Origin of the sequence: Streptomyces sp. NPDC055243, assembly GCF_044544025.1 — a bacterium.
Taxonomy (GTDB): Bacteria; Actinomycetota; Actinomycetes; order Streptomycetales; family Streptomycetaceae; genus Streptomyces.
Map to the genome: position 1 here is coordinate 179561 of NZ_JBITWR010000014.1, position 12259 is coordinate 191819.

General features: G+C 71.5%; 11 protein-coding genes. 3 read left to right on the forward strand and 8 right to left on the reverse strand.

What is annotated here, in order from left to right; genetic code table 11:
* Positions 1-11: 11 nt before the first annotated feature.
* Entirely contained in the window at positions 12-1028 is a 1017-nt protein-coding gene (locus tag ACIGXX_RS33385) for a helix-turn-helix domain-containing protein (RefSeq protein WP_361466156.1), read from the forward strand.
* A gap of 528 nt (positions 1029-1556) precedes the next feature.
* Here the strand turns inward: ACIGXX_RS33385 and ACIGXX_RS33390 are convergent.
* The 3 genes from ACIGXX_RS33390 to ACIGXX_RS33400 are packed head-to-tail and all read right to left on the reverse strand — an operon-like array spanning position 1557 to position 4779.
* Complete coding sequence (locus ACIGXX_RS33390) at positions 1557-2627, reverse strand: Zn-dependent alcohol dehydrogenase (protein WP_361466153.1); 1071 nt, start codon at positions 2625-2627, stop codon at positions 1557-1559.
* A complete protein-coding gene (locus ACIGXX_RS33395) occupies positions 2624-3859 on the reverse strand; it encodes an acyl-CoA dehydrogenase family protein (RefSeq protein ID WP_399981279.1) in 1236 nt (411 codons plus the stop codon). The genes ACIGXX_RS33390 and ACIGXX_RS33395 overlap by 4 nt, the downstream gene beginning before the upstream one ends.
* Positions 3860-3867: 8 nt before the next feature.
* Positions 3868-4779, reverse strand: coding sequence for an SDR family oxidoreductase (locus ACIGXX_RS33400; protein WP_351162697.1), 912 nt, complete (start codon positions 4777-4779; stop codon positions 3868-3870).
* Between the two features lie 84 nt (positions 4780-4863).
* On the opposite strand from ACIGXX_RS33400, the gene ACIGXX_RS33405 reads away from it, so the two are divergent.
* Positions 4864-5790, forward strand: coding sequence for a cyclase family protein (locus tag ACIGXX_RS33405; RefSeq protein ID WP_351162695.1), 927 nt, complete (start codon positions 4864-4866; stop codon positions 5788-5790).
* Positions 5791-6117: 327 nt separating this feature from the next.
* Here ACIGXX_RS33405 and ACIGXX_RS33410 read toward each other — a convergent pair whose 3' ends face one another.
* The 3 genes from ACIGXX_RS33410 to ACIGXX_RS33420 form a co-directional block, all read right to left on the reverse strand.
* Complete coding sequence (locus tag ACIGXX_RS33410; RefSeq protein WP_351162693.1) at positions 6118-6618, reverse strand: ATP-binding protein; 501 nt, start codon at positions 6616-6618, stop codon at positions 6118-6120.
* 462 nt (positions 6619-7080) lie between these two features.
* On the reverse strand, positions 7081-7965 hold the full coding sequence (locus ACIGXX_RS33415; RefSeq protein ID WP_399981285.1) for an acyl-CoA dehydrogenase family protein: 885 nt from the start codon (positions 7963-7965) through the stop codon (positions 7081-7083).
* 9 nt (positions 7966-7974) lie between these two features.
* Positions 7975-9141: an acyl-CoA dehydrogenase family protein gene (locus tag ACIGXX_RS33420; RefSeq protein WP_361466142.1), complete on the reverse strand. Its 1167-nt coding sequence runs from the start codon at positions 9139-9141 to the stop codon at positions 7975-7977.
* 176 nt (positions 9142-9317) lie between these two features.
* On the opposite strand from ACIGXX_RS33420, the gene ACIGXX_RS33425 reads away from it, so the two are divergent.
* Positions 9318-10892, forward strand: coding sequence for an AMP-binding protein (locus tag ACIGXX_RS33425; RefSeq protein ID WP_361466139.1), 1575 nt, complete (start codon positions 9318-9320; stop codon positions 10890-10892).
* Between the two features lie 25 nt (positions 10893-10917).
* On the opposite strand, the gene ACIGXX_RS33430 is transcribed toward ACIGXX_RS33425, so the two are convergent.
* Entirely contained in the window at positions 10918-11430 is a 513-nt protein-coding gene (locus ACIGXX_RS33430; RefSeq protein ID WP_351162685.1) for an EF-hand domain-containing protein, read from the reverse strand.
* Between the two features lie 214 nt (positions 11431-11644).
* Positions 11645-12019: an STAS domain-containing protein gene (locus ACIGXX_RS33435; RefSeq protein ID WP_249589292.1), complete on the reverse strand. Its 375-nt coding sequence runs from the start codon at positions 12017-12019 to the stop codon at positions 11645-11647.
* Between the last annotated feature and the right edge of the window lie 240 nt (positions 12020-12259).

Below are 12259 nucleotides of genomic sequence, written 5' to 3' on the forward strand. Positions count from 1 at the left end.
AGAATCGGGCCATGGCTTCAGCGAGCGGACATCCGACCGGCGCACGTCACCGAGTGGTGGTCCTGGCCATGGACGGCGTCATCCCGTTCGAGTTCGGCATCCCGCAGCGGATCTTCGGCCGCGCGAGGAACGCCGACGGCGAGCATCTGTACGAGGTCGTGACCGCCTCCGTCCGCCCGCCGGGCCCGGTGCGCACGGACGCCGACTTCTCGATCCTCGTGGAGAACGGGCCGGAGTGCCTGGCCGGCGCGGACACCGTGGTGATCCCGGCTTCGTACGAGCTGGGTCCGGTCTACGAGGAGGGCCGCCTGACCGAGGAACTGTCCGCGGCCCTCGCCCACATCGAGCCGGGCACGCGCCTGATCTCCATCTGCACGGGCGGCTACGTCCTCGCCGCCGCGGGCTACCTCGACGGCCGCACCGCCACGACGCACTGGTCGTCGGCGGAGCACTTCCAGCGGCTCTTCCCCCGGATCACGGTGGACGCGGAGGTGCTGTTCATCGACGACGGGGACGTCCTCACGTCGGCGGGTGTGGCGGCGGGGCTCGACCTCTGCCTCCATGTCGTACGCAGCGACCACGGATCGGCGGTCGCCAACGACGTCGCGCGCCGTACGGTGGTGCCTCCGCACCGGGACGGCGGGCAGGCCCAGTACATCCAACGCCCCGTTCCGGAGCCGCAGTTCGCGACGACGACTTCCGCTCGGGCGTGGGCGCTCGCCCGCCTCCACGAGCCGATCCAGCTCCGCGACATGGCGGATCAGGAGTCCATGTCCGTACGCACCTTCACGCGCCGTTTCCGCGAGGAGGTGGGGATCAGCCCCGGCCAGTGGCTTGCGCAGCAGCGGGTCGAGCGGGCCCGCCACCTCCTGGAGTCCAGCGACCTCTCCGTCGACCAGGTCGCCCGGGACGCGGGCTTCGGCACGCCCCAGTCCATGCGGCAGCACCTGCAGGCTGCGCTGGGCGTCACGCCGACGGCCTACCGCCGCACGTTCCGCGAAGGCGTACCCGCCGGGCCCCCGCGGTAACCCCGGCCCCCCGCACCCGCCTCCCACCGAACAAGCCTCTCCCACCCACCCAATCACCCCGCATCCACCCCTGAACGAACAAACCTCTCCCACCCACCCGCCCGATCACCCCGCACCCAACCCCTGAACGAACAAGCCTTCCCGCACGATTGCCCCGCGGCGCCAAGGGGTGAATGGGCGGGTGGGTGGGCGGTCCGCGTGACGGAGGTGGGCGGGGAACGTACGGGCCGGGGCGGGTAGGGGGATTGGCCGCGGCATCCGCAGGCGGCAGCGCGCGGGAGGGGACGTGCCGGTATGTCCGCCCGGAGCACGGCTCGCGGCGCTCCGGTGCCGAAGCACCCTCGCGGCCACCGGACGATAGCGAGGACGGACATACCGGCGCGGCACCGCACCCACAGCCGGACCAGACCCGCAACACCACCCGCAGACACCCCACCCACGAACCAGACCCGCAACACCCACCCACAGACACCCCACCCACGAACCAGACCCGCAACACCCACCCACAGACACACCCGCAAATGCCCCCTAGAAAGTCAGCACCCCCCGCGCCACCCTCCCCGCCTCCGCGTCCCCCACCGCTTTGGCGAAGTCCTCCACCGGGTACGTCTCCGTCACCAACTCGTCCAGCAGCAGTCGGCCCTCCCGGTACAGCTCCGCGTACAGCGCGAAGTCCCGTTGCGGGCGTGCCGAGCCGTAGCGGCAGCCCAGGATCGACTTGTCCAGGAACAGGGACGACACCACGAACGACGCCTCGGCCGTGGCCGGCGGCACCCCCAGCAGGATCGCCTGACCGTGCCGGTCCAGGAGATCGATCGCCTGCCGGATCAGCTCGACCCGCCCCACGCACTCGAAGACGTGGTCGGCCCCCGTCGGCAGCAGCTCCCTCACCCCCTCCGCCTCCGCCGACCCGAAGAAGTGCGTCGCGCCGAACTGCCGCGCCACCCCCTCCTTCTCGGGGTTCGCGTCCACCGCCACGATCCGCGTCGCCCCGGCGATCCTCGCCCCCTGGAGCACGTTGAGACCGATGCCTCCGGTCCCGATCACCACCACGCTGTCCCCGCGGTCCACCTTCGCGCGGTTCAGGGCGGCGCCGACCCCCGTCACCACCCCGCATCCGATCAACGCCGCCGACGTCAGCGGAATGTCCTCCGGGATCTTCACGGCCTGCACGGCCTTCACCACCGTGCGTTCCGCGAACGCGGAGTTCGCCGCGAACTGATGGATCGGCTTCCCGCCACGCGAGAACGGCTGCTCCGGCATCCCGATGGCCCGCCGGCACATCGTCGGCCGCCCCCGGTTGCACTCCCCGCAGGCCCCGCAGCTGGCGATGGTCGAGAGGGCAACGTGATCGCCCGCCCCCACATGCGTCACCCCCGCACCGACGGCCTCCACCACCCCCGCCCCTTCATGCCCGAGCACCACCGGCGAAGGAAAGGGAATGGTCCCGTCGATCACCGACAGGTCGCTGTGGCACAGCCCCGCGGCCTTGATCGCGACCAGCACCTCCCCCGGCCCCGGCTCCCGTATCTCCAGGTCGTCGACGACCTCGACCCTGCTCCCCTCGGCCCTGCTCCTGTCGAAAACGACACCCCTCATCGCGCCTTCGCCTCCCTCGGCAGGCCGAGCACGCGCTCGGCGATGATGTTCCGCTGAATCTCGTCCGAGCCGCCGTAGATGGTGTCGGCCCGCGTGAAGAGGAAGAGCCGCTGCAGGGCGTCGAGTTCGTACGGAGCGCTCTCGCTCCAGTCCCCGGGGCCGACGGCAGCCCCGGCCCCCCGCACCTCCATGGCCAGCTCCCCCAGCCGCTGATGCCACCCGCCCCACAGCAGCTTGGCCACACTGGGCGCCCCCGCGTCCCCACCCGAGCCACCAGCCCTGCCCACACTCCCCGAACTCCCCGAACTCCCCAACGTACGCAGCGCGTTCCACCGCATGACCCGCAGCTCCGCCCACTGCCGCACAAGCCGGTCCCGCAGCACGGGATCATCGACGGCCCCGCTGTCGACCGCCTCCCTGACCACGCCCCCGAGCTCCTCCGCGAACCCGATCTGCTGCACGAGCGTGGACACCCCCCGCTCGAACCCGAGCAGGCCCATGGCGACGCGCCACCCGTCACCCGCACCGCCCACCACGTGCGAGGCACGCGCCACCGCCCCGTCGAAGAAGACCTCGTTGAACTCGCTCGTCCCCGTCAGCTGCCGGATGGGCCGCACCTCGATACGCCCTGGCTGGTCCATCGGCACCAGCAGGAACGAGATCCCCCGGTGCCCACGGGACCCCGCCTCCGTCCGTGCGAGGACGAAGCACCAGTCCGCCTCGTGCGCGAGTGACGTCCAGATCTTCTGCCCGGTGATGCGGTACGCGTCACCGTCCCGCACCGCCACCGTCCGCAGCCCCGCCAGGTCCGATCCGGCCCCGGGTTCGCTGTACCCCTGGCACCACAGCGCCTCGCCGCGCGCGATGGGCGGCAGGAACTCGTCCCGCTGCTCCTGGCTGCCGTAGGCCAGGAGCGTCGGCGCCAGCAGGTTCTCGCCGATGTGCCCGTGGCGTCCGGGTGCCCGTGCCCGCGCGTACTCCTCGGCCCACACGACCTGCTGGGTCAGCGTGGCCTGCCGGTTCCCGTACGCTCCCGAGCCCCACCCGAGACCGATCCAGCCGCCCCGGCCCAACTCCCGTTCCCAGGCCCGGCGTTCCTCCGTCCCCTCGTGCTCGCTGCCGGGCCCGCCCCGGCCCACCGCCCCGGCGAACACCCCTGTCAGATGCTCGCCGAGCCACGCCCGCGCCTGTGCGCGGAACTCCTCGTCCGCCGCGTCGAACCCGAACTCCACCGCCCCGCCTACGCGTTCGGCCGGTCTTTGGCGGCGGCGGCCTTCGCCATCGCCTCCAGCTGCGCCAGCATCGGCATCGGGTCGACCCCCACCGTCCCCGGCAGGAAGTCGGCGATCTTCTCGGGCGTCCAGCCGCCCTCCACGTATCCAGCCCGCAGCTCACGCGGCTGCGCCCATACGGCGATCTTCGGCCCCGCGACCGTGTAGACCTGCCCGGTGATCTTCTCCTCCCGGGCGCGGTCGCTCAGCAGATACGTGACGAGCGCGGCCACGTCCTCCGGCTCCCCGATCTCCTTCAGCTCCATGGGCACGTTGGCCGACATCCGCGTCCGCGCGACGGGCGCCACCGCGTTCGCCGTCACCCCGTACTTGTTCAGGCCCAGCGCCGCGCTCCGCACCAGCGAGATGATCCCGCCCTTGGCCGCGCTGTAGTTGGCCTGCGCGACCGACCCCTGGTGGTTGCCGCTGGTGAAGCCGATCAGCGTGCCCGTGCCCTGCTTGCGCATGACCGCCGACGCGGCCCTGAAGACGGTGAACGTGCCCTTCAGGTGGGTGGCGACCACCGGGTCCCACTCCTGCTCGGACATGTTGAAGAGCATCCGCTCGCGCAGGATGCCGGCGACGCACACCACTCCGTCGATGCGCCCGAACTCGGCGAGCGCGACGTCCACGATCCGCTGCCCGCCCGCCATGGTCGAGATGTCGTCGGCGACGGCGACGGCCTCACCGCCCGCCGCCTGGATCTCCTTGACCACGCCGTCGGCTATCTCACTGGTCGGCTCGGCACCCTCCATGGAGACGCCGTAGTCGTTCACGACGACCTTCGCGCCCTCGGCTGCGGCGGCGAGCGCGACGGCCTTGCCGATGCCGCGCCCGGCACCGGTCACGGCCACCACCTTGCCTGCCAAGAAGTTCCCCACGTCCGGCCCCTTCCCGCGGTTTCTGACGGACCGTTAGATTCTATGACCCGTCAGATACCCGAAGACAAGCCCCAGGGAGGACTCATGTCGCTGCCACCCGAGTTCCACGACATCGCCAAACGTGTGAACAACTGGGGCCGTTGGGGCTCCGACGACGAGATCGGCACGCTCAACCTGATCACCGACGAGGTCGTCCGCGAGGCCGCCGCCACCGTCCGCACCGGCCGTCGCATCCCGCTCGCGCTGGCCCTCAAGGAGGACGGCGTCCAGACCGGCCTGATACCCGGCCGGATCAACCCCCTCCACACGATGGTGCAGATCAACCAGGAGCTCTTCGGCCCCGGCACCATCGCCACCAGCGACGACGCCGTCACGATGGGCCTGCAGGCGGCCACCCACTGGGACGCCCTGACCCACGCCTCACACTCGGGAAAGATCTACAACGGCCGCCCCGCGGACACCATCACCGCCCACACCGGCGCCCGGTTCAGCGGCATCGACAAGGTGGCGCACGTGGTCTCGCGCGGGGTCCTGCTCGACGTGGCCCGCGCCAAGGGCGTCGACCGGCTGCCCGGCGACCACGCGGTGACGCCCGAAGACCTCGCGGAGGCGGAGGAGTTCGCGGGGCTCACCGTCCGCGCCGGCGACATCGTCCTCGTGCGCACCGGACAGATCCAGACCTACCTGGCGGGCGACAAGCACGCGTACGGCTATCCGTCCCCCGGCCTGTCGGTCCGCACCCCGGAGTGGTTCCACGCGCGCGATGTCGCGGCTGTCGCCAACGACACCCTGACCTTCGAGATCTTCCCGCCCGAGATCGAGAACCTCTGGCTGCCCGTACACGCGCTCGACCTGGTGGAGATGGGGATGCTGCAGGGCCAGAACTGGAATCTCGAAAAGTTGTCCACAGCCTGTGCAGAACTTTCCCGCTACGGCTTCCTGCTCTCCGCGATGCCCGAGCCGTTCACCGGCGGCACGGGAACGCCGGTGGCCCCGGTCGCGGTGCTGTGAGTTCGGATGGCGGCGCCCCGGCTCCCGCCCCGAGCGCGCTGCCGCACGCGCCGCCATCCGGCTCCGGCGCACAAGTCCTGCCCTTTCGGCCACGAAGGGACCGACGCCGTCGGCGACCCACATCTCGCCGAGGACCGGACCCACAGGCCACCGTCCCTCGACGTCCCCTCGCGGCGAATCGCTGCACACAAGCGTGATCAATCGGACACGGTACGTCAACACCCGTCCGGTGATTAATGAATTATGCCGCTTTTGTTCGGACCGCGCACGGCCGCGCACCGTGGCACGTGACGGCGCATACGGGCGCCCGGTGCGGGCGTGCGGGGTTCAGACCGCCTCGTACGCGACGTCTTCGTACGTCGTCCCGTCGAACGCGACCGCCTCGACCCCCGGCTCGCACCGGTCCACCTCGCACCAGATGCTCTTGCCCGTACCTTCGGCCTGCCAGCCCCAGCGGTCGGCGAGGCCGTCGACGAGTTCGAGGCCGCGGCCGTTGGTGTCGTCGCCCTCCGCGTGCCGCGGCCTCGGCGGCCGCGCACTGGTGTCGGCGACTTCGACGCGGACCGTGCCGGGACCCGCTCCCGCGGCACCGGCCTCCTCCTCGGCGGCGTCCAGGACGTCCGGCAGCCGCATGCGCAGCACGGCCGGACAGCCGGTGTGCACCACCGCGTTGGTGACCAGTTCCGAGATCAGCAGGATCAGCGTCTCGGCCAGTGGCTCATCGACCTCTATGCCGGAGCAGGCGAGCCGTGAACGCGCCCACCTCCGGGCCCGCCCCACCTCTGCGGGGTCGGGCCTGACCTCCAGCTGAACTTGAAGCACCTGCACCGCTCACACCATCCGAACCGGCGGACACATCGCCTCGCGACTCCACAGGGTCACGGAACGTGATCCCCTTGAGAGACAGCATGGTTGACGTTCAGTCACCCCAACAAGCGCTTCAGGCATATTCCAGCGCGAAGGAGTACGCGTGCGGCATACTGTGCGACGCGCGCTGCGGGGGGTCGAACAGGCGGGCATACAGCCCCTTCCTGCACTGCGAACGGTACGCATCGCCGGGCCCGGCGCCGCCTCAGGGGCAACACCGGCATGGCTCGACCTCAGAACCACTCGCATCTCACACAAGGTACCGGAGCGGAAGCCCGACTCCGTGCCGTGACGAGTCACGCCTAGGACACAACCCGGTATCGACGCTCAGTAGCCTCCCCCCACTTCGGGAACCCGGCAAGTCGATCACTCTCCGCACATCCGCCCCAGGGCAGTTCCGCCGCACCAAGGACCCCACGGGCCTCACAGGGCCGCCGCCAGCTCCTCCTCCGCACGCGCCGCCGACTGCCCGAGCCCCGCCCGTACCCAGGCCCGCTTCAGGTGCAGGTGCACGTCGGCCTCCCAGGTGAACCCCATCCCGCCGTGCACCTGAAGGCAGTCCCGCGCGCCCCGCACCGCCGCGTCGTCGGCGAGCAGCTTGGCCCCCGCGATCTCCTGTGCGTCACCGGTGACGGACGCGGCGTACACGGCGGCGCGGGCGACCTCGGTGCGGACGAGCATCTGCGCGCAGAGGTGCTTGACGGCCTGGAAGGCTCCGATGGCCTGCCCGAATTGCGTACGTTCACGGGCATACCGGACGGCCATGTCGCAGGTCCTGCCGGCGCTGCCGAGCTGCTCGGCGGCGTACAGCAGGTCCGCCTCCGCTGCCGCCCCGCCGCCCTCGCCACCCTCACCGCCGTCGCCGGACACCCGGTGCAGTGGCGTCAGCGGGTCGACGGACCGCAGGGCAACGGCCCCGGAGACACCCCCCCGGACCACGTCCGCCTCCTCCAGCCAGGGGACGAGCCCGCCGGAGACGGCCGTCACCACGGTCGCCCCCTGGGCCGCGCCCTCGACGTCGCGCGCCGCGAGGAACGTGGCCACCAGCGGCCCGGGAAGCAGCGCCCGCCCCGCCTCCTCGAAGACCAACACGGCCTCCTCAAGCCCGAGTCCGACCCCGCCCTCCGCCTCCGGCACCCGCAGCGAGAAGAACCCGGCGTCCCCCAGCTCCCGCCACAGGGCCCGGTCGAGGGCGGGGGCCTTGGAGTCCGCCGCCCCCCGCAGCGCGGCCGCGTCGAACCGCCCCTCCAGGAGCTCCCGCACCCCGCCCCTCAACGCCCGCTGATCCTCCGTGAGTTGGAAGTCCATTGCGACCCCTCACCGCCCCTTCGGGAGGCCGAGTATCCGCTCGGCCACGATGTTCTGCTGGATCTGCGAGGTCCCGGCGGCGATCGTGTACGAGAGGGAGGAGAGCCGGTCCAGGGTCCACTCGTGGCCCAGGTCGAGGGCGCCCGCGCCGAGAACCTCGCCCGCCGCCTCGTAGAGCTCCTGGCGGGCGTGCGAGTACCGCAGCTTGAAGACGGACCCGCCGACCCCCGGCACCCCGCCCCCCGCCCGCTGCGACTCGCTCACGTTCCACTGCGTGAGGCGCCACAGCGCCCCGAACTCCGCGCTCAGCCTGCCGAGCCTGCGCCGCAGCACCGCGTCGTCCCAGCGCCCGTTCTTGCGGGCCTCGCGGGCCAGCTCGCCCAGGACCCGGCGGCAGGCGACGACCTCCCCCACGAAGGCCGTCCCGCGCTCGTAGGACAGCGTCACCATCGTCACGCGCCAGCCGTCGTCCTCCGCGCCCACGCGGTTGGCGACCGGCACCCGCACCTCGTCGAGGAACACCTCGGCGAACTCGGTCGATCCGGCGAGCGTGCGCAGCGGGCGGACGGTGATCCCGGGGGCGTCCATGGGCATCGCGAGCCAGGTGATGCCGCGGTGCTTGGGCACGTCCTGGCTCACGGGCGTCGTCCGCACGAGGAGTTCGCACCAGTCGGCGACCTCCGCGTGCGAGGTCCAGATCTTGGACCCGCTCACCACGTAGTCGTCGCCGTCCCGCCACGCGCGCGTGCGCAGCGACGCGAGGTCGGAGCCCGCGTCCGGCTCGCTGAACCCCTGGCACCACACCTCGTCGCCGCGCAGCACCGGCGGCAGCCACCGGGCGCGCTGCCCGGCCGTCCCCTCGGAGGCGATGGTGGGGCCCGCGTGCAGCAGCCCGACGAAGTTCGCCCCCACGTAGGGCGCGCCCGCCTTCTCCGTCTCCTCCAGGAAGATGAGGTGCTGGGTGGGGGTGGCCCCCCGTCCGCCCGCGTCGACGGGCCAGTGCAGGCCCGCGTACCCGGCGTCGTACAGCCTGCGCTGCCACCCCATGTCGTAGGCGCGGCGCCCCGGCCAGTCCAACGGAGCGGGGCGGGGCGGGAGTTGGGGCAGTGTCCGGGCCAGCCACGCGCGCAGCCCGGCCCGGAAGGACTCCTCCTCCTCCGTGTACGTGAGGTCCACGTCAGGCCCTTCCCTCCGGTCGTCTCTCCAACTCCTCCGGGTCAGCTGATGGTCCGTCAGATGGCCCGCCGGTTGGCAGGCTAGCCCCGCACCCCTGGACCGACAAGGCGGTGAGCCTTACGCTCTCGGCACGATCTGACTGCCCGTCAGTTCAGGGCCGGCCATGAGAGGATCGCATGAGGACCTCGGAGCACGAGACCGCCTACGACCTGGGAGCGTCCCGCACCCTCTGGGAGCTCGTCGAGCGCCGCGCCGCGCTCACGCCCGACGCCCCCGTCCTCCTCCAGGCCGCGGCCGATCCGGCCGACGACCGGGCGCTGACCTTCGGCGAACTGCGCGACCGCTGCGAGCGCGTGGCCGCCGGGCTGTACGACATGGGCGTGCGCCCCGGCACCGTCGTGGCCTGGCAGCTGCCGACCCGCGTCGAGACCGCCCTGCTCTCCTTCGCGCTCGCCCGCATCGGCGCGGTCCAGTCGCCGGTCATCCCCTTCTACCGCGACCGCGAAGTCGGCTTCGCCCTGCGGGAGTCGAAGGCCGAGTACTTCTTCGTGCCGGGGGTGTGGCGCGGCTTCGACCACACCGAGATGGCGCGACGGCTCGGCGCACGGGGCGTCTTCCAGGCGTACGCGTACGAGGACCTGCCGGACGCCGATCCGTCCGTGCTGCCCGCGCCGCCCTCCGACGGCACGTCCGTGCGCTGGATCTACTGGACCTCGGGCACGACGTCCGATCCCAAGGGCGTGCTCCACACGGACCGTTCACTGATCGCGGGCGGCTCGTGCCTCGCGCACGCGCTGCACCTCTCGGCGGACGACGTCGGCTCGATGGCGTTCCCCTTCGCGCACATCGCGGGCCCCGACTACACGGTGATGCTGCTCCTGTACGGCTTCCCCGCGGTCATGTTCGAGCACTTCGCGCTGCCGGACGCGCTGGCGGGCTACCGGCGGCACGGCGTGACGGTGGCGGGCGGGTCGACCGCGTTCTACTCGATGTTCCTGGCCGAGCAGCGCAAGCTGCCGCCGGGCGAGAAGCTCATCCCGACCCTGCGTCTCCTGGCGGGCGGCGGGGCGCCGAAGCCGCCGGAGATCTATCACGCGGTCGTACGCGAGATGGGCTGCCGGCTCACCCACGGGTACGGCATGACCGAGGTGCCGATGATCACCATGGGCGCGCCGGACGACACCGCCGAGAACCTGGCGACGACGGAAGGGATGCCGCCGCCGGGGATGGAGATCCGGATCACGGACGCCGAGGGCAAGGAGGTGCCCGCCGGGGTCGACGGCGAGGTGCGGCTGCGCGGAGAGGCCGTCTGCCAGGGGTACTTGGACCCCGTGCAGAGCGCCGGGGTCTTCGACGCGGACGGCTTCCTGATCACGGGCGACCTGGGGCACGTGCGCGCGTCCGGCCACCTGGTCCTGACCGGCCGGGCCAAGGACATCATCATCCGCAAGGGCGAGAACATCTCCGCCAAGGAGATCGAGGACCTGCTCCACCGGCACCCGGCCGTGGGGGACGCGGCGGTGATCGGCCTCCCGGACCCCGAACGGGGCGAGCGGGTCTGCGCGGTGATCGAGCAGCGGCCCGGGGCGGGGCACCTGACGCTGGAGTCGGTGACCGCGTATCTGCGCGGGGAAGGACTCTCCACGTACAAGCTGCCGGAGCAACTGGAGGTGGTGGAGGCCCTTCCCCGCAACGAGACACTGCGCAAGGTGCTCAAGTACAAGCTGCGGGAGCGGTTCACGCGGGGCTAGTTCACCCGGCCGCTCCCGCGAGTCGTCACTCGGGAACGGTGAAGTACGCCGCGAACGCCGCGACGATCTCCGCCTCCGTCACCCGCCCGTCCCCGTCGGTGTCGAGCGAACCGCCCGCGGCGCTCGCGATGTCCTCGGGGACACCGAGGGCCTTCAGGACGCGCCCGACCTCCTCGGGGCTGACCGAACCGTCACCGTCGCCGTCCGCCACGGCGATCACGGCGTCCAGGAACGGCCGCGCGATCTCGGCGAACCGGTCCGTGTTGTCCCGCAGGCGCTTCACCGCGCCGCCCACGAACTCCGGCTTGGTGATCCGCTGGTCGCCGTCACGGTCGGCGATCCCCGCCATGCCCTGCCAGAAGGCCTCGGCCCCGATGTAGAGGGCCTGTCCCTTCTCGGAGCGTGCCGTGGCGCCGAACTCGGTGAGCAGGGCGGCGGCCGCCGTGCTGAAGTCCTCACGGGAGATGTAGCCGTTGCCGTCCTGGTCGAAGGTGGCGAAACGGGCCGCGATCTTACGCTCGTACTCGGCACTGTCCATGGTGTTCGGGCCGCCTCACTTCTGCGGTTGGGTGCGTGTGCACAGGGGGTTCCCTGGTGTCTCTGCCAGCGAGCGTACGTGTTCGGCGACCGCCCGGAGGCGGGAAGCCGACGCTTGTGCCAAGACCGGAACAAGAGAGGTTGTACCAGGAGTCCGCCCTTGGTGATCTTCCGGGTCTCCAGAGTGCCGGGCGTCATGCGTCACGCCTCGTGCCTCACGCCGAGAGCGGCACGGCTTCGTCGTCCACCGCCGCCGCCACGTCCGGGAAGACCTCGAAGAGCCTGCGTACGCCGAGGGCCGCGAGGACGCGGTTCACGTGGGAGCCGTCCTCGGCGCCCTTGGCGGGCAGTATCAGGCGCAACCGGCCCTGACAGGAACGGAACAGACGGCGTGTGGCGATCAGCACGCCGACGCCGCTGGAGTCGCAGAAGAGGACGTCGGAGAGGTCGAGGACGAGGCTGTGGCGGCCGTCGGCCACCGCGTCGTGCACGCGCTGGCGCACGACGGGCGAGGTCACGAGGTCCATTTCGCCGGACACCCGCAGCACGGCCCAGCCGTCCTGCTCGTCCACGGCCACCTGCAGCGTCACTCGCACGCCTCTCGCTCGCTGAAACCGCTCGCTCGTAGCTCGCCCCGCCTATGCGGAAGCCTTCCTTACGCTTCCTGCGTACATCGCGGCTGCCCCACCTCCTGTCCATGAAACACCAGGAACGCAGTTCCCTATCACCCGAGGCCGGACGGAGGCGCACTTTGCCTCAAAGGCAATGCATTGTCGGTGGTGGCGACTACATTCGATGGAGGGTTCCGATCGGGGGCGGGCTTCGCCCGG